The organism is Bacillota bacterium (genome assembly GCA_024653485.1).
Lineage (GTDB): Bacteria > Bacillota > SHA-98 > UBA4971 > UBA4971 > UBA6256.
In genome coordinates this window covers 216907-237922 of record JANLFY010000003.1, presented here as the reverse complement: position 1 = coordinate 237922, position 21016 = coordinate 216907, and the positions used below count along the sequence as shown (strand labels likewise).

Below are 21016 nucleotides of genomic sequence, written 5' to 3'. Positions count from 1 at the left end.
GAAAACGACAAGAACCCGTCCGGCCGGATGGCGCGGCAAGCAAGCCATCGAGCGGTATCGGGTTCCGGGAGACGCCGGGCACGGGCTCTGCCGAAGCACCATGAGTCTTCAGGTGGGACACGAGGCTAGGGTGACTAATGGGCGCGCTCCACTTTTCCGGAGCGCAAGCACCTAGTGCACACATAGATGCGCTTCGGGGCGCCGTTGACGAGGGCTTTCACGCGACGGACGTTCGGCAGCCACTTGCGAGGAGTCTTGATGTCCGAGTGGCTCACCTGTCTGCCAACATGCGGGCTCTTGCCGCAGATCTCGCACCGGTACGACACGAACGAGCACCTCCTTGTCTTGCAAAGACCCGACGTGTATTGTATCATAGCGACGCAGGCTGCGCAAGCGGCACGGGGAAGCCGGGTTTGTCCCCCGCCCGCGCGCTGGGGCTGGCGTGAGCCGATGCCGAGATAGGTTACGCCACAGCGAGGGCTGAGGCCGCCGGTGCGCGCCGCGGCTTTCGGGGCATCGCTGGAAGGCGGGGCTCGAAGGGTTCGTGCGGTGGGTCTGGATCCGTGACTTTGGCGCGGTCGTATTCGAGCGCAGAGGCTCCTCAGGAATGAGGGCATTCTAAACACGGCGTCGACGTGCATAGGATAGCGAAAAGGAATTTCACCTGGTGCGGAGAATGTAGAAGCGGCTGGCTTTCTTACCTGGGCTCCGTTTCGTGGGGCACGGCAGGGGGTATGGCGGTTCATGGGCAGAGACGTCAGCACCGAGCTTGGCCAGATAACCATCTCAGACGAGGTGATCGCGCTCGTCGCGGGCATGGCCGCGACTGAGTGCTATGGCCTGGTCGGAATGGCCTCACGGAACATCCAGGACGGGATCGCGGAGCTCCTCGGCGTCGAGAACCTGAGCCGCGGCGTCGAGGTGAAGCTGGCCGGCGATGAGGTCGTCATAGACCTGTACATCATCGTCGAGTACGGCACGAAGATCACCGAGGTCGCTCAGAACGTCATGGACAAGGTTCGCTACGTGGTTGAAAGCATGACCGGCCTCAAGGTGGCGAGAGTGAACATCACTGTTCAGGGTGTGAGGGTGACGCATGTCCGACAGGATAAGCGCACGTGACCGGCAACAGGAGGTTGGCGCGTTGGGGCGTGATTTGCTAGATGCTGGTGATCTTGCGCGCGCGATCGCGGCCGGCACCGAATGGCTTGGGGCGAACAAGGAATTCGTGAACTCTCTCAATGTGTTCCCGGTTCCCGACGGCGACACTGGGACGAATATGCACCTTACCTTGCTGTCCGCCGTGCGCGAGGCGGAGAAGGCGGGCGGGACGACGCTCTCGGAGGTGGCGGACGCTGCAGCCATGGGCTCCCTGATGGGGGCGCGGGGCAACTCGGGCGTGATACTCTCGCAGCTTCTCAGGGGTTTCGCGAAAGGGGTCGAGGGCAAGGCTCAACTTCGGGCTCAGGACCTCGCGCAGGCTCTGCAGAGCGCGGCTGCCATGGCCTACAAGGCCGTCATGAAGCCTGTCGAGGGGACCATGTTGACCGTGGCGCGGGAGGCAGCCCGTTCCGCGACGCAAGGCGTACGGGCAGGCCTCGACGTGCTGGCGCTTGCGGAGAAGGTGCTCGAGGACGCGCGCGCCGCGCTTGAGCGGACGCCGGAACTGCTCCCGACGTTGAGAGAGGCCGGCGTGGTCGACGCCGGGGGGCAGGGGTTGGTGTTCTTCTGGGAGGGCGCGGTGAAAGCCCTCCGGGGGGAAATGACTGCGGGCCGTCAGGAGCCCCTGCTTCAGGTCGCCCGCGCAACGGGGTCCAGTCAGGCTGCGCGGCAGGCGCAGTCAGAGGCGACGGTCAAAGAGAGCCTCAGGTTCCGCTACTGTACAGAGTTCCTCCTCAAGGGGAGGTCTCTGCCCCTCGACCGCATCCGGCAGGAGTTGGCCGACGCCGGGGATTGTCTGCTCGTGGTGGGAACGAGCGACGTCGCCAAGGTCCACGTGCACACGAACCATCCCGGTCGCGTCCTTGAGTACTGCCTGCGCCTCGGGGACCTTCACGAGATTCAGATAAACAACATGGCTGACCAACATGATGAGTTCGAGGCGATGGGCCCTCCCGGGCGTCCGGTCGGGGTCGGCGGACAGCGGAACGGCGGTCTGCTTGAGACGCGCGCGGCGCGGGCCGGGGTGAGCGTGCCCGCTGAAGCGAGACCCCGACCCGAGGCGGTCGAGAAGCCCGTGGGGATAGTCGCAGTCGCTGTGGGCGAGGGGCTGGCGACCATCCTCCGGAGCCTGGGCGCCGACGTCGTGGTCGAGGGTGGACAGACCATGAATCCTTCCATCGAAGAGCTCGCCAACGCTGCCCGACGAGTCAACGCCAAGAGCGTGATCATCCTTCCTAACAACAGCAACGTGATCCTCACTGCTGACAGGGTCAGGGAGTTTGTGGAGGACAAGGCGATTTCCGTCGTCCCAACGAAGACCATCCCCCAAGGAGTTGCAGCACTGGTCGCTTTCAACGCCGCGTCCGACATCGCCGCGAATGCGCGAGCAATGAACGAGGCTCTGAGCCATGTGAGCACCGGCGAAGTGACGTACGCGGTGCGCAGTTCGAGCGTGAACGGGTTTTCGATAGACCAGAACGACGTCATTGGAATCAAGGATGGGGACATCTGCGCGGCGGGGAAGGACCGCGATGAGGTGGCAATGAGCCTCGCGAGCCAGATGGTGACGGAGGAGAGCTCTCTGCTCACGCTCTATTACGGGCAGGACGTGAGCGCCACCGAAGCACAGGCGCTTGGGGAGCGGCTTTCCGACATCTATCCCCACTGCGAGGTAGAGGTGCACTACGGCGGGCAGCCGCTGTACTACTACATCATGTCCGCCGAGTAGAGGGACACTCGGGGCTGGATCATGGGATTGCTTCACGGGCTTCGGGCTGACCGGGCGTCGTCGAGACATGGTGGGGCTCGCGCGGTAGATCCGGGACTCGTGCTGGCTTTCGGGTCGCGTCTCGTATGCAGCAAGAAGGAGGAGGAGGCCTGTGGCCAAGATTGCGGTAGTGACGGACTCCACCGCCGATCTTCCGCCGCACCTGTACAGGGAGTTAGGGATCACGGTCGTGCCGCTTTTCGTGCACTTCGGGGACGAGGTCTACCGCGACGGTGTGGACCTCTCGAGCGAGGAGTTCTACGCCAAACTGGCCTCGACCAGTGTCCTCCCGAGAACCTCCCAACCATCGCCGCGCGACTTCGCTGTCGTGTACGAGCAGCTCGTCTCGAGGTCGGACGGAGTCGTGTCCATCCATCTTTCGAGCAAGCTGTCAGGGACGTATCAGTCCGCGGTCATCGCCGCAGGAGAGTTGAAAGGGGCACCGGTCCGCGTGATCGACGGACGACTTGCGTCTGCCGCCACGGGCCTTCTGGTCTTGGAGGCGGCAAGGATGGCCGCGGCCGGCGCGGGAATGGGAGAGATCGTGGCGAGGGTTGAGGAGCTCATCGGGATCACGAAGGTCTTCTTCACGGTGGATACCCTCGAGTACCTTGAGAAGAACGGGCGGATAGGGAAGGCCACTGCGTTCCTCGGCACGTTGCTGTCGATACGTCCGCTTCTTTGGATGCAAGACGGAGAGGTGGCACCCTACGAGAAGGTGCGTGGCTCAAGGCAGAAGATCCTGGCGAGACTGGTCGATGCGGTGGGAAAGCATGCGCCTGCCGACAAGAGACTGAGAGTGGCGGTCGTTCACGCCGCGTCACCCGATGAAGCTTCGGTAGTGAAAGACGCGGTAGAGAAGGAGCTTGCCTGTGAGGAGACGATAGTCACGACGATTGGATCCGTGATCGGTTCGCACGCCGGGCCAGGCACCATCGCTGTCGCGTTTCATCCCGCAAGCTAGGTGCGGCGGCCAGCGCTCGGATCGCACCTAGATGCGAGGCGCACGCTGTGCGATCTCCTCGGCCCGGGGGGGACCGTGAACCCGTCCGGGCCTTTCTATGCCGATGTCGCTGCGAGGCCGATGATAGAAGAAAACAACGGCAGAAATAAGACGACGGTCTTGCGACCGTCATCCCGTGGGAGAGGAGAAACCGGAGGAAGAGCTTATGGGGGAGGGTTTTGGAACCCCGGCACCGTCTGGGTGCCGTTTTCCTCGGCTCTTCTTTCGATGCTAGTTTGCGCGCCATCCGACGGCTTATTCAGGTTTTTGCATGGTAATTTGTGCCATGTTTTCTACTACGGGGTATACTATCAGAGATGCGCGTGATAGCGGGAAAGGCAAGAGGGAAGCGGCTTCTCGGTGCGCCCGGGATGAGAACGCGCCCGATGACGGACAGTGTGAAGAAATCCATATTTGACATCCTCGCACCTAGCGTAACTGGTGCGAGATGTCTGGATCTCTTTGCCGGGACGGGGTCGGTCGGTATCGAGGCGCTTAGCCGGGGCGCGGCGTTCGTCGTCTTCGTCGAGTGTGACCGGAGAATGGTGGGTGTAATCCGTCGGAACCTGGAGGAGACTTGCCTTGCGGGACCGGCCAGGGTGATCCACGCCGACGTGAGGTGGGCCGTGCGCGTGCTGGCGGGGAGGGAGGAACCCTTCGACATCGTCTTTCTCGATCCTCCATATGGTCACGGCCTTGCTCCCATGACCCTCGAGCTCATAGCGAAACACGGTGTGGTCAAGCAGGACGGTGTTGTAGTGGCGCGGCACGAACGTAGGCAGGAGATGCCATATCTCTGCGCGAATGTAAAATTGGTAAGGCAGGAAAGATTCGGTGACACGCTCGTGTCGTTTTACAGGGCGAACGATGGGGGTGATGCAAGTAGTCACAGCGGTGTACCCGGGCAGTTTTGATCCGGTGACCAACGGTCACATCGACGTCGCGGAGCGCGCATCGAGGGTGTTTGGCAAGGTAGTGGTGGCGGTGTTGAACAACCCGGCCAAGGACGCGCTCTTCAGTGTGGATGAGCGCACCGAGATGCTGCGGGAGACCCTCGGGCATCTGCCGAACGTGGAGATAGCACATTTCTCCGGGCTCTTAGTGGAGTTCGCCCGGCAGCACGGCGCGCGCGTGATAGTTCGCGGCCTGCGCGCGCTGTCTGACTTCGAATACGAGTTTCAGATGGCCTCCGTGAACCGCAAGATCGGGGGAGGCATCGAGACCGTCTTCATGATGACGTCCAATGAGCATGCTTTCCTGAGTTCGAGCATGGTGAAGGAAGTAGCCCGCTTCGGCGGGTGCGTGAGGGGTTTCGTGCCAGATCAAGTGGCGCGCCGCCTCGCCGACAAGTTCCGTCCCGCCACGTGAGGCGGGCGTGACGAGGGGGAGCAGTGGTGGGTAAGACCAAGATCGTGGATCTTCTGGACAGGCTGGAGGAAACGATTGAGACGGCTCGACGGGTGCCGCTCCTCAACAGGGTGTTGGCGGACAGGTATGAGATGCTGGAGCTACTGGACCAGATACGCATCGCGTTGCCGGAGGAAGTGAAGCACGCGGAGGCGGTGCTGGCGGAGAAGGACCGCATCCTCACCGAAGCCGCAGCCGAGGCGGAAAGGTTGAGGGCGTCGGCCAAGGAACATCTTGGGGCGCTGGTTTCCCAGGAGGAAGTGGTCAAGGCAGCGGAGGCCGAGGCGGCGAGGATAATAGCAGAGGCGAGGGCCCAGGCGAGCGAGATAAGGAGTGGGGCCGATGAATACGCTGCCCAGACCCTCCTGAAGATGGAAGAGAGCCTCCAGAAGACTCTGAAGGTGGTCAGACGCGGCGTCGAGGAACTGAAGAGGAAGGGGTAGTCCTGCTCTTCACCCGCAGAGTGACGACGCGTATGCGTCGGAGCGACCAAATCACGAGAGAGACCACGATCATGAGGCCCAGAAGTCGGGCGAAGGCGGAGAACGACACGCCGATGTGCGTGACGAAAGACACTCGTCCGCCGGGCGCCTGAGCGACGAAGGCTGGGACGACCAGTTGGGCGAGAGTGCGGCCAACGGGGCTCATCAGCAGGATGGTGACAGCCGCGCTGATGGCCGCCTGCAGAACGCGAGCAGCGACGTACGGGGCCATCCGGATGTCCGTGCCGCTGCACATCGTGGTAACCTGAGCGAAGACCGACAGTCCGGACCAAGCTATTATGGCGTTCGCCGCCACCAAGCGCTGAATGAGGGGCGCCGCGGCCTTGCTTGCCAATTCCGAGCCGAGGGTTATCTCGAAGAAGCCACTCACCAGGGCTGGCACTAGAGCCGGGTCGAGGCCGAGTGGGCTCAACACGACCGTGAGCGGGACTGCGAGGAGCTCCGTCATCCTGGCCACGGTGAGAACTCGGATTATCACCGAGAACATGATTATGAACCCGCCAACCAGGAGCATGCTGTTCACCGAGTCTCTCACGGTGTCCCCGAGAAGCTGCCCCAGGGTTCTCCCGTCTGCTTCCCGCGCTCGATACAGTTCATTGAAAGCCCGCGAGAATATGTTCTCCTTGCGTCCGTCCAGCGCCCCACGGCGCATCTGGGGTCCTCCGTGGAGTCTGAGCAGCACTCCTACGATCACGGCTGAGATGTAGTGAGCTCCACAGATTGTTGGAGCAAGGGAGGGCACCCCGAACATACCTACAGCCACCGCACCAGCCATGAAGAGGGGATCAGCGGTATTCGTGAAGCTCACCAGCCTTTCCCCTTCTATCCGGTTGCACAGGTCCTGCTTGCGGAGGTTGGCTGTAATGCGTGCCCCGATCGGATAGCCTCCCGTAAGACCCATGGCGAACGCGAACGCGCCCACTCCTGGGACATCGAACATCGGCCTCATGAGGGGTTCGAGGAGCACTCCGAGGAAATGGACCACTCCCAGAGCCATGAGCGCTTCCGAGGCGATGAAGAAGGGGAGCAGCGCCGGGAAGACGACTTCCCACCATAGTCGCAGACCCTCCACTGAGGCCTCAAACGCCACGTCAGGGTGGATGATTATCGCGATGGTGACGACGGCGGCACATGCCGCTGTCAAGTACGTCGCTCGCCTTGTGGTGGCCCGACCGCCCATCGCGTGCCCGCCTCCTTGGTGTCCCGGCAGCCTGACCCCGTCCCGTGGGAGGTGCCGGGTCCTTCCCCGGTTGTCCGTAGATGTATATTAGGAGTGGGGGGGTGTTATGCTAATTAGCCACTGGGTGGAATGCCACAAGCAAGCGCTGCCCCTCAGCGCACGAGAAAGAAGACTCACAGAGCTGCACCCTGCTCGTGAAGCTGCTGGTGAAGCGCAGCGCGCCGCGGGCGAAGTGCGCTGGAGCGCGAAGACCCAAGGCATATCGAGTTCGCAAAGCCAATAGAGCTATTCTGAGGAGTGGTGGGATGACGTCCGCTCGAGGTCCGCGCCCGAAGGTAGGCCTCGCCCTTGGGGCTGGGTCGGCGAGGGGTCTCGCCCACATAGGCGTGCTGCAGGTCTTGGAGGCGTCCGGAGTCCCCGTCGACATGATAGTCGGGTCGAGCGCGGGCGCCCTTGTCGGCGGGATCTATGCCGCGTGCAGGGACCTCGCGATGATGGAGCGGCTTGCGATGCATATCAAGTGGGATCACCTCGTGGACTTCTGCTTCCCAAGGATGGGCCTGATCGCTGGAGAGAGGATTCTTGAATTCCTGAGGGTTCTAACAGGCGGCCGGTCCTTTGACGACCTCTCCATGCCTTTCGCGGCTACTGCCGTGGACATAGAGACTGGTGAGGAGTTGCTCTTGAGAGAGGGTGAGGTCGCGCTCGCCATCCGGGCGAGCATCGCCGTGCCCGGGATCGTGGCGCCGGTAAGGGTCGGGGGCCGTCTCCTAGTAGACGGAGCGGTCCTGGATAGAGTCCCGGCGCGGCACGCGCGGGAGATGGGGGCGGATCTGGTCATCGCGGTATCCGCCGGCGGCAACGCGGGCGGGGCTCCCGACCGTCACAGGAAGGAGCCGGTACACAGCGTGTTCGAGGTGATAACTACGGCGATCGAGCTGATGGAGCTCACCATACTCCGTCAGAGGATAATCGACGCTGACGTAGTGATAGCCCCAGACCTGACCGACATCGGTCCCACGCGGCTGGACCTTGCGGCAGAGATCATCGATCGAGGCAGAGCTGCGGCCCGCGCCGCCCTGCCGAGGATAGCGAGGGTGTTGGAGGAGGTGGCGGCTTGGTGAGCGGGAGGCGGGCCTCGGTCGCAGTCGCACTCGCGGGTGCCCTCTTGGTCGGATGGGGAGCTCACCTTCATCTGGCCCGGACCTATGTGGTCGTCTCTCCGGGACCTGCGGAGAAGTTGTCGGAGATGGTCAAGGTGGAAGGGGGGAGCCGGGACGCGAAGGGCGCATTCCTGCTCACAGCTGTCACCAGCGGTCCGGCGGGTCTCCTGTCTCTCGTGAACGCCGCAGTGTCCCCCGTCGTGGACCTGGTGCCTCGCAGCCGCGAGATTCCACCTGGCCTCGACAGCCGCAAGTACCTCAAGATAATGGAGAGCTTGATGAGGGAAAGCGAGGTGATCGCGGGAGCGGTCGCCCTTCGAAAGCTGGGAATCGAGGTGGTCGTGGAAACCGCGGTGAGGGTGGAAGAAGTATTGAGGGAAAGTCCGTCGGAAGGCTTGCTCAGAGAAGGGGACGTCATTTTGGCCGTCGACGGCAGGCCCGTGAAGACCGCAGACGAAGCCGTAAGGAGGATAGGCGCGCGCAAGCCGGGAACGCCGGTAGACCTCACCGTGAGAAGAGATGGGCAGGTAGAAGAGCTCACGATACGAACGGTCCCACACCCCGAGAACCGGGCGCGGGCGGCAGTGGGGATATTGGTCAGCGCCAGCATCACTCAGGATCTACCTTTGGCGATCACCATCAACCCTCGTGACATAAAGGGGTCATCCGCAGGCCTCATGTTCGCCCTTGAGATCCTCGACCAACTTGACCCGCGAGATCTCACGAGCGGCCATGTGATCGCGGGCACAGGTACCATTGATCTCGCCGGTGTGGTGGGACCTGTGGGCGGGGTGAAACAGAAAGTCGCCGCCGCTATGCGTGCGGGCGCGCAGTACTTCCTGGTGCCCTTCGAGAACCTCGAGGAGGCTAAGACGGCCGCCACGAGTCTCGAGGTGATCGCGGTGGACGACGTCGACGACGCTTTGAGGGCGTTGGAGGAGATTGCAGGGAGGGGAAATGGCGCTTCCGGAGAATAATAGGATTTGGTAGGAGTCCCCGGGGTCGGGCGGTGTATTGCACGCTTGCGGAAGCCGGCGAGGCGATCTGACTCGAGGCGAGTGAAGCGGCTGCAACCAGCGCGGCGGGTGAGCTCTCTGAAACCGTCGGCTAGTCATGGCTGTGCCCCGGTTCGCCGGGCGGCGCGGAGAAGCGGGCGTCAGGAGGCGAATGCGTTGAGTGAGGTTACGCTGGGACGTGGACGCGTGCGTGTGGTTGCAGTCATCCTCATCGTCCTCTTTGTGTGTACATGCCCTTCGACGGTGAGCGCGCATTCCCGCGTGCTCAGACGGGGCATGACGGGGGAGGACGTCGTTCTGTTGCAGGAGGGACTCGCGGCTCTCGGCATCTACAGCGGCGAGTGTGACGGGGTGTTCGGCGAGGTCACACAGCGCGCGGTGGAGGACTTCCAACGCGAGCAGGGGCTGCAAGTGGACGGCGTGGTGGGCGCGTCCACCTGGGACCGGTTTGAGGCCAAGCTCGGTGAGGGGCGCGTGAGGACCTACAGAGTGACCCAGGGCGACAGCCTATGGGCCATTGCCGAAAGGTTCGGCGTCGACGTGCAGGATCTTGTGCGCACCAACGACATTCGCGATCCCTCCAGAATCGCGGTCGGCCAGGAGCTTCGAATTCCCAACGTGGAGGACTCTCCGTCGAGGGGCGGGCGCGGGCCCGTTGAGATCCTCCACTGGGACGAGGTGAAAGGCGTTTTCCGGTCGGATGCTACGGTGATAGACGTCCGCACGGGGCTTGCGTTTCGTGTGAGGCGGAGGGGCGGACATCTTCATGCCGACGCGGAACCGGCCAGTGCCGAGGACACTGCGATCATGAAGAGAGCATTCGGAGGCAGGTGGAGCTGGGACCGACGTCCCATTGTGGTGGAGGTGGCCGGGAGGCGGATCGCGGCCTCCATGAACGGGATGCCGCATGGTGGTGAGACGGTCGGAGACAACGGGTTCCCAGGGCACTTCTGCATCCACTTCCTCGGAAGCAAGCTGCACGGCTCCGGCAAGGAGGATCCCGCTCACCAGGCGTGCGTGCGGCAGGCTGCCGCGGGCGGGTGATCGCCGCAGTCTGTGGCTTTTTCTTGACGCCAGGGACGCCCTGGCTTATAATTTGTGTTGTTGTGCGGAGGCTTGCTCGTTGTGTGGATCGATGTGTCGACGATAAAGGACACGAAGGGCGCCAGCATCGACGTGGAGCTGCGAGAGCCCATCGGAAGCTTGGCCGCGGCAGGCAGGGAAGTAGGGGTCCGAGCTCCTGTTGAGGTGAAAGCGAGAGTCACCAATACCGGGCACGGCGTCCTGTGGGTCCAGGGCAAGGCAAGAGCCAGGCTCGCGGTCACGTGTGACAGGTGTCTAGCTCCGTTCGAGCTCGAGGTGGTGTCTGATTTCGAGCAACGGTGCGTCAGGGGGCGCGATGATGGACACCCGGCTCGTTCTTCCGAGGATGACGGTCGGACGAACGACGTGTGTGAGTATCGAGGCGATCTCGTCGATATCGGGCCTGGAGTGAGAGAGAGCCTTGCGCTCGCGATACCCATCAAGCTTGTTTGCGGCGACGAGTGCAAGGGACTGTGCCCGTCGTGCGGGAAGAACCTCAACGACGGTCCGTGCGATTGCACTGCAAGGTCTTACGACGTTCGTTTGGCAGCCTTGGCGGACCTCGATCTTCGCAGGTCGACACGCAACTGAGGCTCAACTAAGACTCATGCCGGCAATAGACGGTCTCAAACCTTTCCTGACAGGAGTGGAATAGAGATGGCCAACCCAAAGGGCAAGTTCGGGAAATCCAGGACTAGGAAACGCCGCGCGACATGGAAGATCGATCCGCCGGCGTTCGCGAAGTGTCCGAAATGCCACGCCGTGAGAATGCCTCACCGGGTATGCCCTGAATGCGGATACTACGATGGGCGTGAGGTCGTGGAGGTCGAAGAGGAAAAGAGGAAGAGAAAGGAAGCGTAGACCCTTCACTGTCCGGGTTTTCGCGGTCTTGCGGGAGGTTCGGTCGGGACCCGACTTCTCCACGTCGAGGTTTTTCCCTCTTGAAATTGGTCGTGGCAAGTTGCCCGAGGCGGGCTTCGGTGAGAATGCTCGCCCATCGGGCTTGCTTTTTTGGTAGACCGCTCGTCTCCATGGCTACGGTGCGCAACGGTGCGAGGTCCTGCGCAGGCCTCGTCCATGCTCTCTGTCGCTTTCCGAACTCTTGGTCTGTGAACGTCCCCAAAGTCGGCGGCTCGGGCTTGCAAACGTTGGGGAGGCAGTGTATACTGAATTAGTAGCAGATACTAATACGTGGTCTCAACGGGATTCCAGGAGGGGTGGCGATCTGATCGATGGTCGCTCCTTCCGCGCAGGATGGCCCCTCTTCAAGGAGCGATAGCCCATTGGGCGCGAAACCATCCAAGTCCGAGCGTCATGAGCGCCTTCGAGCGATGCTCGAGGGGGATCCCTTCGTTACCGACAGGGAGCTTGCGAAGAAACTGGGCGTCAGCGTGCAGACGATCCGTCTCGACAGACTGGAACTGGGGATCCCCGAATCGCGTGAACGCACGAGAAGAGTGGCGGAGGAAGCCACAAAGAACGTGCGGTCGGTGATGACGGGGGAGGTCATAGGGGACCTTGTGCACGTGGTGCTGGGGCAAGAGGGCGTTTCGATCCTCGAGCCAACGGCCGACATGGCTTTCAGGCGGACGGGCGTCGTAAGGGGACACCATATCTTCGCACAGGCCAACTCGCTCGCTGTCGCGCTCGTGGACGCGGAAGTCGCCCTGACGGGCACCGCGAACGTAAGGTTCCTGCGACCTGTCAGGGCCGGTGATAGGCTAGTGGCGAAAGCTCGAGTCACGGAAAGGGTGGGTCGGAGGTACCACGTGAACGTGGTCTCGAGAGTCGCTGACGAGGACGTGTTCAGAGGCGAGTTCGTTGTGTTTGCGCTGGATTCCTCGCCTGGGGAGGGCACGACCAAGGGAAGTTGTGAGGGGGGTAAGTTGGATGAGGATCGCCCTTGACGCGATGGGAGGCGACTTCGCCCCGGATGAGACGGTGGCCGGCGCCGTGCTGGCCTCGAAAGAGCTTGACGTGGACGTCGTGCTCGTCGGCGACAGAGAGGCCATTGAGAGGAGACTGGCGGCGCTCGGAGGCGCGAAAGGGTCTTCGATTTCGGTGGTCCATGCGGGCGGTGTGATCTCCATGGACGAGCACCATCCCGTCGAGGCGCTCCGGAAAACCCGCGATGCATCGGTGCTGGTCGCTGCGGACCTCGTCGGGAGGGGCGAGGCTTCAGCTATGGTGTCAGCGGGCAACACGGGAGCGGCCATGGTGTCCGCCATCATGAGACAGAAGCGGATACGGGGTGTGGATAGGCCTGCGATAGCCACGGTGTTTCCTACCACGGTTGGGTACTGCCTCCTCATCGACGCGGGGGCCAACTCTGAGTGCAGGCCCCATCATATCTTGACCTTCGCCCAGATGGGCGCGGCGTACGCCAAGAGCGTCATGGGGATACCGAGGCCAAGAGTCGCTCTCCTGAGCAATGGTGAAGAGGAGACCAAAGGCACGGAACTCGTGGTCGCCGCTCACGCGCTCCTCTCCAAAGCGGACCTTGGCTTCGTCGGCAACATCGAGGGCAAGGACATCCCATTTGGCAGGGCGGATGTGGTGGTGACCGACGGGTTCACGGGGAACGTCGCCCTCAAGCTGGCGGAAGGCGTGGGCGAGGCCATCGTAAGCATGTTGAAGGCCTCCATCAACAAGAGCGTGGTGTACAAGATCGGAGCCTTGCTGGCAAGGCCTGCTCTCAAGTCCCTCGCCAAGCGCATGGACTACTCGGAGTATGGGGGAGCCCTGCTGTTGGGCGTGAACGGCGTGACCGTGATAGCACACGGACGCTCGAAGGCGAAGGCGATTGCGAACGCAATTCGCGCCGCGAAGTCGGCGTGCGACGGGGGAGTAGTGAATTCCATAGCGGAAATGGTCTCGGCCGGGGGATACGAAGGAGGAAACGAAGTTGGAAGCTAGCGCGAAGACCGTCCGCGGGGCCGGCATCGCGGGAACAGGCGCCGCAGTGCCAGAGACAGTCCTGACCAACTTCCATCTCGAGAAGATGGTAGACACAAGCGACGCCTGGATAGTTGAGCGCACGGGGATCAGAGAGAGACGCATCGCGAGCGATGGCGAGGTCACCTCGGACCTCGCGGCGCGGGCCGCCAGACTTGCGCTCGAGGACGCCGGGGTGCCAGCCAAGGACGTAGATCTCGTGATAGTCGCCACCGTGACCCCGGACATGCCGTTCCCGTCGTGCGCGTGCGTCGTTCAGGGCAAGATCGGCGCCTCTCAGGCGGCGGCGTTCGACATCGGGGCGGGCTGCACTGGGTTCGTATACGCACTCTCAGTCGCCCACAGCCTGGTGGCGGCGGGGACTTATGACAACGTCTTGGTCATTGGCGCCGAGACCCTCTCGAGGATCGTGAACTGGAAAGATCGTAACACGTGTGTGCTCTTCGGCGACGGCGCGGGGGCGGTCCTCGTGAGGCCGCTCGAGCGCAGCGACGGGGTCATCGCCTGTACGCTTGGCGCGGACGGCACGCGGGGCGACCTGCTCACGCTCCCAGGAGGGGGGTCGGCCCACCCGGCGTCCCGGGATACGCTGGAGGAAGGCCTTCACTACATTCACATGCAGGGCAACCAGGTTTATAGGTTCGCCGTGAGGGTGATGGTGGACGCGACCCGAGAAGTGATCGCCAAGGCAGGGCTTACTGAGGACGACGTGGACTTGGTCATCCCTCACCAGGCGAACCAGAGGCTCCTCGATCTCGCGGCGGAGCGACTTGGGACTCCCGAGAAAGTGTACTCCAACGTGGCGAGGTTTGGGAACACGTCCGCAGCCTCCATTCCGATAGCGTTGGACGAAGCGTCAAGGAGTGGCAAGCTCAAGCAGGGCGCCCGCGTCCTGTTGGTCGCCTTCGGGGCGGGCCTCACTTGGGGGGCTGCCATCCTCCGCTGGTGCAAGGGTGAGTTCGGTGAATAGGATAGCCCTCGTGTTTCCCGGGCAGGGCGCACAATACGTGGGAATGGGTAAGGAGCTGGCATCACGGTACGCCGAGGCTAGGCAGGTGTTCGAGGAGGCAGACGATGCTCTTGGTTTCCGCCTGTCCGAACTGTGCTTTCAGGGATCCGCTGAGGATCTCGCCCTCACTCAGAACACCCAACCCGCTGTGCTCACGGTGAGCGTGGCCGTCTTCAGGGTGCTGGAATCCATGGGGATGCAGCCGAGCATCGTCGCCGGCCACAGTCTCGGAGAGTACTCGGCGCTCGTCGCGGCCGGTTGTCTTGGGTTCAGCCAGGCAGTCCGGCTCGTGAGGAGGCGCGGAGAGTTGATGCAGGCCGCCGTGCCGCCGGGCGTGGGGGCGATGGCCGCCATCGTCGGCCTGGGGCGCATTGACGTCGTGCGCTGTTGTGAAGATGCCCGCAATTCGGGCGCGGGCGACGTGAACGCGGCGAATTTCAACGCGCCGGATCAGGTGGTTATCTCCGGCGAAACAGGCGCGGTGAGGGTGGCCGGCGAGTTGTGTTCCCGCGCAGGGGCGCGGCGCGTCATCCCGCTCAGGGTGAGCGGGCCGTTTCATTCGAAGCTGATGACCAGCGCTTCTTCGGCGTTCGAGGCCGAACTCAGGGGTGTGGACTTGGGAACGCCGGCCGTGCCTGTTGTGTGCAACGTGACCGGACGGGCGTCGTGCGACGCGGACGAGTTGCGGGAGATGCTTGTGAAACAGATGTCCTCTCCCGTCCTCTGGGAGGAGTCTGTCAGGTACATGTGGGAGACAGGGGCGCGGGCATTCGTGGAGGCCGGTCCGGGAAAGACGCTCACGGGCCTGGTCAGGCGCATCGTGCCGGAGGCACAAGCTGTGGCGGCGGAGGCGTCGGCCCCTATGGAAGATGCGCTTGAATTCATCAAGGGGGTCCGGTAATATGAGGCTGGCGGGCAAAGTCGCCGTTGTGACGGGAGCGTCTGGTGGGATAGGACGGGCTTGTGTGGAGGCGATGGCACGCGAAGGAGCCTCGGTAGCAGTGGTGGCCGGGCGCAATCTTGCCGCCGCCGAGGATCTCGCCCGGAAGATCGAGGAGATGGGCAGGCAGGCCATTGCCCTCGCGTGTGACGTGTCGTCATCCGACGATGTGGAACTGGCCTGCGAGCGCATCTGCGAGCGGTTCTCCCGCATAGACATCCTCGTCAACAATGCCGGGATACGGCGGGACAACTTTCTCATCAGGATGACCGACGCCGAGTGGGAGGAAGTGATGCGCGTAAACCTCTCCGGAGTGTTCAATTTCACCCGAGCCGTGGGGAAGAGGATGTTTAGGCAGCGCCACGGGAGGATAATAAACATCTCGTCTGTGGCCGGTGTCACGGGGAACGCCGGGCAGGCCAACTACTCCGCGGCCAAGGCGGGCGTAATAGGCCTCACGAAGGCCGCAGCCCGCGAACTGGCCATGAGAGGTGTGACGGTGAACGCCATCGCGCCCGGGCTCATAGACGTCGGCATGGCTGCCTCTCTGAAGGACGACGTGAAGGCGAGGCTGCTTGCCGGCGTGCCGCTGGGCCGCCCGGGCACGGCTGAGGAAGTGGCAGCCGCGTGCGTCTTCCTGGCGTCGGACGAAGCGGGCTACATAACCGGCCAGGTCCTCTGCGTGGACGGAGGCATGGCGATGTGATGTGGCGAGCGGCTCTCCGGCCGCCAAGAGCAGGATCAATGGAGGTGAAGGAAATGGGTGAGGTGAGTCCGAAAGCGGAGGCGATTTTCGAGAAGGTCAAAAGGATCATCGTTCGCGAGGCGAAGGTCGACGAATCGTTGGTGACGTGGGACGCCACGATGAACGACCTGTACGCCGACTCTGCCACGAGGATGAGCATCGGCGATGAACTTGACCGGGAATTCGACCTCGGGACCCTTGACGTGGAGATCGCGGAAGACACGACGGTTCAGGACATCGTCGAGTTCATTCTGGAGAGGGTTGGCGACGAGGAGTAAGTCCAGAGATCGGCCTGCACGCTTGAGAAGGGTGCCGGGGGAGCTTTGTGTGGGGTGAGGGAATGACTGAGCGAGTGGTGGTGACGGGCCTGGGCGTGGTCACCCCCATCGGGATAGGCCGTGAAGCGTTTTTCGATGGCCTGAGGACGTCACGGAACGGTATCGGAAGGGTGACGAGGTTCGACCCTTCTCCTTTCAGGACGCAGATGGCAGGCGAGGTGCGCGACTTCGTCGCCACCGATTACATGACGGAGCGCGAGGCTCACCGACTGGCCAGGTTCACGCAGTTTGCCGTGGCGGCTGCGCGATTGGCTCTGACCGATGCCGGGCTCACCGTCGACGGCTCCAACCGGGACCGCGTCGGCGTTGTGATGGGATGCGGCATCGGCGGCCTGGAGGTGCTCGAGGAGCAAGTAGGGGCGCTGCAGGCTGAGGGGCCTCGGAGAGTGAGTCCGTTCTTCATCCCGATGATGATCCCGAACATGGCTTCGGGGCAGGTGGCGATATTCACCGGCGCCAGAGGCCCCAACATCACCGTTTCGACCGCGTGCGCGGCGGCCACTAACGCCCTCGGCGAAGCGTTCCGGGTGATTCAGAGGGGTGACGCAGACGTCGTGTTGGCAGGGGGCGCCGAAGCTGCGATCACGCCCGCGGGGTTTGCCGGGTTCTGCGCGTTGCGAGCCATGTCTCGCCGGAACGATGAGCCCGAGAAGGCCTGTCGGCCGTTTGACAGGGGACGCGACGGATTCGTAATGGGAGAAGGCAGCGTCGTGTTGGTCCTGGAGCGGCTCGATCATGCGCTTAGGCGTGGGGCGGACCCTTATGCCGAGATGGTCGGGTACGGCGCGAGCGATGATGCGCACCACATAGTCGAGCCAGACCCCGAGGGCAAGGGTGCTCTGCTCGCGATGCAGAGGGCGCTTGTCGACGCGGGGCTCTCTCCGGCCGATGTCGACTACATCAATGCCCACGGCACTTCGACGCCCCTGAACGACAGGTGTGAGACGATGGCCATAAAGGAGTTGTTCGGTCCCCTGGCGCCAAAGGTGGCGATAAGTTCGACCAAGTCGATGACAGGTCACCTCCTCGGGGCGGCGGGGGGCGTAGGCGCGGCCGCGTGCCTGTTCGCCATCTCCACCGGGTTGATCCCTGCTACCATCAATTACGAGGACCCGGACCCCGAGTGCGATCTGGACTACGTGCCAAACGTGGCGCGCAAGGGGCAGGTGGACGTGGCCATGTGCAACTCCTTTGGGTTTGGAGGGCACAACGGGGTACTCGTCTTGAAGAGGTTCGACGCGTAAGAGAACGACGGAGTGCCATACTCGTTCACGCGGCCGGGAAAACGCTGCGCTGCGGGGTCGCTGAGCCGGCGGCGTGAGTCCGCTAACACGACGCGACCGCCCACCGACGCATTGCTCGTCGTGGAGAATGGGGCGGACCTCGAGGCGCCGCACTCCGTTGCAGGCAGGCGGAGTGCAGGCAGGCGGAGGCGGCGGGACTGGGCGTATGAGACGGTGCACATCAGGCGGGAGCGGCGGGGAGGGTTGCTGCCACCTGTGGGCCTATCGAGAGTGCCTGTCAAGAGGACGCAATGAGAGGACAAAGAGAGGACGAACAGGAGAACGGGGGAGGCTGGAGACGATCCGGCCTCCCCTCTGTGCATAAGGAGGGGCGCACGGCTATGGATGAAGGTCGAGCGGACTACGCCAGAACGAGGCACTTGACCGCGGCTGCGAGGGACGGCATGGAAATCCCCGGGCTCACGAGGCTTCAGGAGATCATCGGTGTTCGCTTCAACGATCCGAACTTGCTGCTGCAGGCCGTGACCCACAGCTCGTTCGAGGGTGGCGGCCCCCTCGCGGGAAACGAGCGCCTGGAGTTCCTCGGTGATGCCGTGCTCAAGCTGGTGACTGCCTGGCATCTTTACGTTACGTGCCCGGAGGCTCCAGAGGGCGAACTCTCGACGATTCTGGGCCGGGCCGTGAGCGAGAAAGCGCTCGCTGAGGCGGCGGGCCGGCTCGGAATAGCGGACTTCCTGCGGGTCGGCCGAAGCCTTGAGGCCTCCGGTGGGCGGCGCCTGCCTTCGGTGCTGGCTGACGCGTTCGAGTCCATCTTGGGCGCGGTCTTTCTCGACCAGGGCTTGGAGGCCGCAAAGCGGCTCGCGGTGAGGGAACTTCGTCCCGGCCCTCGACCGGACGCAGGCGCGGACGCCGAGGAGACGAGAAATTACAAGGCCATCCTGCAGGAGTTCTTTCAGAAAAGGGAGAAATCTATCCCGGAATACGAGGTCGTGCGCGAGGCGGGCCCGGACCATGACAAAACGTTCACGGTCGTGGCAAGGCTCGCGGGCAGCTCGGTGGGGTTCGGAAGCGGCAAGTCGAAAAAAGCCGCGGAACAAGCCGCAGCGGCCGACGCCCTCGCTAGACTGGGTCTCCTGCCTGGTGCTGGGGGCGCCCGCGTTGAGGGTTGAAGGAGGAATGGCGAGTGGTCGCAACCCGTGAGGATACGCGACAAAGGCGCATACCGCGCCGTCGACTGGCCTGGCATGAGTTGGGGCCCGAGTGGCGCAAAGTACCGTACAATGACATAGTCCCGGAGGACGTTGACATCGAGGACGTCAACGAGGTGCTTTCCCAAATCCCGGGGCTCAACGCCGTGAGGATCATCGTGGACGGCAAGCGCATGATTACCGAGGTGCATTGCACGTCGATCGAGCTGCGCTCGCCGCAGGAGCTGGTACGGGATATAGAGACGGTGCTCTACGCAAAGTGGGGACTGAAGATAGACCACAGACGCATCGGTGTCTGCGTATTCAAGGACATGCCACAGATGGAGCTGGAGGCGCTCGTGGGCCACAGGCTCAAGATCGGCCGCGTGTACCTCAATCTCGGCAAGCACACAGCCGATTCCGTCGTGGAGCTGGGCCTGCAGGGGAGGGTGTACACGGGCACAGCGGTGGGGCCAGCCACGAAGTACGGCCAGTATCAGGTAGTGGCGCAGGCGACCATTGCGGCGGTGGAGGCGTTCCTACGGACGAGGAGCATGCTCTCCGTGGGCGAGGTGCGTCTCCTCAGGATGCTCGACCAGGACGTCGCGCTCGTGTCCGTAAGTGCCATCGGAACGCAGGGCGAGGAGCGGCTCATTGGGACAGCACCGGTGCGAACCTACGAGACCGACGCCGTCGCGCGTGCGACAATGGATGCGATCAACAGAAGACTCCTCGTATGGAAGAGCGAGGTGATCAGGGAGGCCAAGGGTGAACCCCCGCCTTTCCTGCCCCGACCCTACGAAACAAGAAGGCCGCGTGTTCGGCCCATAATACCGAAATAGCCACGAGTGACGCCATGCGAAGGATCTTCCAGTGTGACGTTGAATATACATATGGCAAGAAGCGCATGGTCCAAAACCTGGGAACGGGAGGTAGAAGGCGTGGAGGTACTTAAGGTATCAGCGCAATCAAAGCCCAAGTCGGTGGCAGGCGCCCTTGCCGCGGTGCTCCGAGAAAGGGGATCCGCGGAAGTCCAGGCGGTCGGGGCGGGAGCTGTCAACCAGGCTGTCAAGGCAATCGCCATCACGCGAGGATTTGTTGCGCCTAATGGGATCGACCTCGTGACCATCCCTGCTTTCGCCGAGATCCAGATCGATGGGGAGGAGAGGACCGCGATAAAGTTCATAGTCGAGCCTAGGTGACCATAGAAGTGCGCCTCCTGTTTCGGTATGGTGATTACTCTCCTATCGCACGCACCGTAGATGTCACGCAGTCCGCACATGCGGCAGGGCCGCAGATGCGGGCTGCTTTCTTACCTCCTCTTTCTCGTGGAGCAGCGGCCCCCCGACTTGACGCCCCTTCGGCTCTTTGTCGTCGACTCCGCTTGACGTGAACCCCGAAGGCCCTTGCGTCACGCACGCCCACGACTTGGCCAATCCGGTCGCGAGCCCTGTCCATCCGAGAGATCATATTCCCCTCTCGTCGGAAGTATATATCTAGCGGATGCAGAGGCGGCCTGTCGAGGGGGATGGGTCATGTCCGACACCAACCAGGAGCTCGACATGGAGTTGTTGATGCGGTCGAGGTCAGGGCAGGAGGGGGCGCGGGACGAACTCATAAGGAAATACGTCCCCATGGTCAGGCACATCGTGCGGACCACGGCCCCGAGTCTGCCCGTGTCGGAGTTCGAGGATTTGATTCAGGACGGGCTGGTGGGCTTGCTGGATGCCATTCGCCAGTACGACCCGGGCAAACCAGGAGTGAAGTTCAGCTCCTTCGCGTACCTCTGTATCATCAGGAAGATATACAACAGCCTTCGGCGTCACACCAGCAGCAAGCAGAAAGCCCTCAACCAGGCCATATCGCTGTACTCGTACGTGGACAAGGAGGAGACCAGGATGGTGCTGGACCTCCTCGCCGGCGACTACGTGGATCCCGAGGCAGTTGTCGAAAACGAGTGGGCGAGCGCCCGTGTGGAACAGGTGCTGCGGAGTCATCTCTCGATGCTCGAGTACGCCGTTACCGCGCTCCTGCTCCGCGGGTACACGACTGGGGAGATCGGGAGGGCCATGGGACTCGATCCCAAGTCTGTGGACAACGCTCGCACTCGCGTGAAGGCCAAGCTCCGGCGGCTGTTGCACAGGTACGGATCTCTCGTTCACCCGGAGATTCCCTCAAAGGCCCGCAGAAGGCGAGACCTCTGCATGGAGGTCCACGTGGGATGCATGTCAGGGCGCCAGGCATCGCTCTTCCCTGGATGATTCTCTTTTGGTTAGGGCTGTGATACAATACCAGTGCAATCCGGGGCGATGCG

The 21016-nt window shown here is 62.9% G+C and carries 24 protein-coding genes; 22 read left to right on the top strand and 2 right to left on the bottom strand.

Annotation, left to right across the window (positions count from 1 at the left end):
* Nucleotides 1–134: 134 nt before the first annotated feature.
* Nucleotides 135–326 (bottom strand): 50S ribosomal protein L28, encoded by a 192-nt coding sequence (gene rpmB, locus NUW12_03945; GenBank protein MCR4401921.1) that lies wholly within the window; start codon nucleotides 324–326, stop codon nucleotides 135–137.
* 418 nt (nucleotides 327–744) lie between these two features.
* Between rpmB and NUW12_03940 the strand changes: the two genes are divergently transcribed.
* From NUW12_03940 to NUW12_03915, 6 genes are all read left to right on the top strand, one after another.
* Entirely contained in the window at nucleotides 745–1122 is a 378-nt protein-coding gene (locus NUW12_03940) for an Asp23/Gls24 family envelope stress response protein (GenBank protein ID MCR4401920.1), read from the top strand.
* Between the two features lie 22 nt (nucleotides 1123–1144).
* Nucleotides 1145–2890 carry a DAK2 domain-containing protein gene (locus tag NUW12_03935; protein MCR4401919.1) on the top strand — a complete coding sequence of 582 codons (1746 nt, stop codon included), beginning with the start codon at nucleotides 1145–1147 and terminating at the stop codon, nucleotides 2888–2890.
* 151 nt (nucleotides 2891–3041) lie between these two features.
* A complete protein-coding gene (locus tag NUW12_03930; protein ID MCR4401918.1) occupies nucleotides 3042–3893 on the top strand; it encodes a DegV family protein in 852 nt (283 codons plus the stop codon).
* Nucleotides 3894–4249: 356 nt separating this feature from the next.
* The gene (rsmD, locus tag NUW12_03925; protein ID MCR4401917.1) at nucleotides 4250–4846 is read left to right on the top strand and encodes a 16S rRNA (guanine(966)-N(2))-methyltransferase RsmD; all 597 of its coding nucleotides are present in this window, start codon (nucleotides 4250–4252) and stop codon (nucleotides 4844–4846) included.
* Nucleotides 4809–5300 (top strand): pantetheine-phosphate adenylyltransferase, encoded by a 492-nt coding sequence (gene coaD, locus NUW12_03920; protein ID MCR4401916.1) that lies wholly within the window; start codon nucleotides 4809–4811, stop codon nucleotides 5298–5300. Before rsmD ends, coaD begins: the two co-directional genes overlap by 38 nt.
* 26 nt (nucleotides 5301–5326) lie before the next feature.
* Complete coding sequence (locus NUW12_03915; GenBank protein ID MCR4401915.1) at nucleotides 5327–5782, top strand: ATPase; 456 nt, start codon at nucleotides 5327–5329, stop codon at nucleotides 5780–5782.
* On the opposite strand, the gene ylbJ is transcribed toward NUW12_03915, so the two are convergent.
* A complete protein-coding gene (ylbJ, locus tag NUW12_03910) occupies nucleotides 5745–7022 on the bottom strand; it encodes a sporulation integral membrane protein YlbJ (protein ID MCR4401914.1) in 1278 nt (425 codons plus the stop codon). The genes NUW12_03915 and ylbJ overlap by 38 nt on opposite strands.
* A gap of 305 nt (nucleotides 7023–7327) precedes the next feature.
* On the opposite strand from ylbJ, the gene NUW12_03905 reads away from it, so the two are divergent.
* The 16 genes from NUW12_03905 (at nucleotide 7328) to NUW12_03830 (ending at nucleotide 20963) form a co-directional block, all read left to right on the top strand.
* On the top strand, nucleotides 7328–8146 hold the full coding sequence (locus NUW12_03905; protein MCR4401913.1) for a patatin-like phospholipase family protein: 819 nt from the start codon (nucleotides 7328–7330) through the stop codon (nucleotides 8144–8146).
* On the top strand, nucleotides 8143–9162 hold the full coding sequence (locus tag NUW12_03900; protein MCR4401912.1) for a PDZ domain-containing protein: 1020 nt from the start codon (nucleotides 8143–8145) through the stop codon (nucleotides 9160–9162). Before NUW12_03905 ends, NUW12_03900 begins: the two co-directional genes overlap by 4 nt.
* A 195-nt stretch (nucleotides 9163–9357) precedes the next feature.
* Nucleotides 9358–10245, top strand: coding sequence for a peptidoglycan-binding protein (locus tag NUW12_03895; protein MCR4401911.1), 888 nt, complete (start codon nucleotides 9358–9360; stop codon nucleotides 10243–10245).
* An 81-nt stretch (nucleotides 10246–10326) separates the two neighbouring features.
* Nucleotides 10327–10875, top strand: a complete 549-nt coding sequence (locus NUW12_03890) for a DUF177 domain-containing protein (protein ID MCR4401910.1) — start codon at nucleotides 10327–10329, stop codon at nucleotides 10873–10875.
* Between the two features lie 66 nt (nucleotides 10876–10941).
* Entirely contained in the window at nucleotides 10942–11145 is a 204-nt protein-coding gene (gene rpmF / locus NUW12_03885; protein ID MCR4401909.1) for a 50S ribosomal protein L32, read from the top strand.
* A 422-nt stretch (nucleotides 11146–11567) separates the two neighbouring features.
* A complete protein-coding gene (gene fapR, locus NUW12_03880; GenBank protein MCR4401908.1) occupies nucleotides 11568–12191 on the top strand; it encodes a transcription factor FapR in 624 nt (207 codons plus the stop codon).
* Nucleotides 12175–13200, top strand: a complete 1026-nt coding sequence (gene plsX / locus NUW12_03875; GenBank protein ID MCR4401907.1) for a phosphate acyltransferase PlsX — start codon at nucleotides 12175–12177, stop codon at nucleotides 13198–13200. Before fapR ends, plsX begins: the two co-directional genes overlap by 17 nt.
* Nucleotides 13190–14209: a ketoacyl-ACP synthase III gene (locus NUW12_03870; protein ID MCR4401906.1), complete on the top strand. Its 1020-nt coding sequence runs from the start codon at nucleotides 13190–13192 to the stop codon at nucleotides 14207–14209. Before plsX ends, NUW12_03870 begins: the two co-directional genes overlap by 11 nt.
* On the top strand, nucleotides 14202–15149 hold the full coding sequence (gene fabD / locus NUW12_03865; protein ID MCR4401905.1) for an ACP S-malonyltransferase: 948 nt from the start codon (nucleotides 14202–14204) through the stop codon (nucleotides 15147–15149). Before NUW12_03870 ends, fabD begins: the two co-directional genes overlap by 8 nt.
* A 1-nt stretch (nucleotide 15150) precedes the next feature.
* Nucleotides 15151–15894, top strand: a complete 744-nt coding sequence (gene fabG / locus NUW12_03860) for a 3-oxoacyl-[acyl-carrier-protein] reductase (protein ID MCR4401904.1) — start codon at nucleotides 15151–15153, stop codon at nucleotides 15892–15894.
* A gap of 53 nt (nucleotides 15895–15947) precedes the next feature.
* Entirely contained in the window at nucleotides 15948–16211 is a 264-nt protein-coding gene (locus NUW12_03855) for a phosphopantetheine-binding protein (protein ID MCR4401903.1), read from the top strand.
* Between the two features lie 62 nt (nucleotides 16212–16273).
* Nucleotides 16274–17515, top strand: a complete 1242-nt coding sequence (fabF, locus tag NUW12_03850) for a beta-ketoacyl-ACP synthase II (GenBank protein MCR4401902.1) — start codon at nucleotides 16274–16276, stop codon at nucleotides 17513–17515.
* A gap of 380 nt (nucleotides 17516–17895) precedes the next feature.
* Nucleotides 17896–18684, top strand: a complete 789-nt coding sequence (gene rnc / locus NUW12_03845) for a ribonuclease III (GenBank protein MCR4401901.1) — start codon at nucleotides 17896–17898, stop codon at nucleotides 18682–18684.
* Between the two features lie 14 nt (nucleotides 18685–18698).
* Complete coding sequence (locus NUW12_03840; protein ID MCR4401900.1) at nucleotides 18699–19544, top strand: hypothetical protein; 846 nt, start codon at nucleotides 18699–18701, stop codon at nucleotides 19542–19544.
* 99 nt (nucleotides 19545–19643) lie between these two features.
* A complete protein-coding gene (locus tag NUW12_03835) occupies nucleotides 19644–19904 on the top strand; it encodes a stage V sporulation protein S (protein ID MCR4401899.1) in 261 nt (86 codons plus the stop codon).
* 333 nt (nucleotides 19905–20237) lie between these two features.
* Nucleotides 20238–20963, top strand: coding sequence for a sigma-70 family RNA polymerase sigma factor (locus NUW12_03830; GenBank protein ID MCR4401898.1), 726 nt, complete (start codon nucleotides 20238–20240; stop codon nucleotides 20961–20963).
* The last annotated feature ends 53 nt before the right edge of the window (nucleotides 20964–21016 follow it).

What these genes read in the sequence shown, in the direction of transcription:
- ylbJ (MCR4401914.1), bottom strand. Translation starts at nt 7,022, where the DNA reads ATGGGCGGTCGGGCCACCACAAGGCGAGCGACGTACTTGACAGCGGCA.
- rpmF (MCR4401909.1), top strand. Translation starts at nt 10,942, where the DNA reads ATGGCCAACCCAAAGGGCAAGTTCGGGAAATCCAGGACTAGGAAACGC.
- NUW12_03855 (MCR4401903.1), top strand. Translation starts at nt 15,948, where the DNA reads ATGGGTGAGGTGAGTCCGAAAGCGGAGGCGATTTTCGAGAAGGTCAAA.
- rnc (MCR4401901.1), top strand. Translation starts at nt 17,896, where the DNA reads ATGGATGAAGGTCGAGCGGACTACGCCAGAACGAGGCACTTGACCGCG.
- NUW12_03905 (MCR4401913.1), top strand. Translation starts at nt 7,328, where the DNA reads ATGACGTCCGCTCGAGGTCCGCGCCCGAAGGTAGGCCTCGCCCTTGGG.
- NUW12_03830 (MCR4401898.1), top strand. Translation starts at nt 20,238, where the DNA reads ATGTCCGACACCAACCAGGAGCTCGACATGGAGTTGTTGATGCGGTCG.
- rsmD (MCR4401917.1), top strand. Translation starts at nt 4,250, where the DNA reads ATGCGCGTGATAGCGGGAAAGGCAAGAGGGAAGCGGCTTCTCGGTGCG.
- fabF (MCR4401902.1), top strand. Translation starts at nt 16,274, where the DNA reads ATGACTGAGCGAGTGGTGGTGACGGGCCTGGGCGTGGTCACCCCCATC.
- plsX (MCR4401907.1), top strand. Translation starts at nt 12,175, where the DNA reads ATGAGGATCGCCCTTGACGCGATGGGAGGCGACTTCGCCCCGGATGAG.
- fabG (MCR4401904.1), top strand. Translation starts at nt 15,151, where the DNA reads ATGAGGCTGGCGGGCAAAGTCGCCGTTGTGACGGGAGCGTCTGGTGGG.
- coaD (MCR4401916.1), top strand. Translation starts at nt 4,809, where the DNA reads ATGCAAGTAGTCACAGCGGTGTACCCGGGCAGTTTTGATCCGGTGACC.
- NUW12_03940 (MCR4401920.1), top strand. Translation starts at nt 745, where the DNA reads ATGGGCAGAGACGTCAGCACCGAGCTTGGCCAGATAACCATCTCAGAC.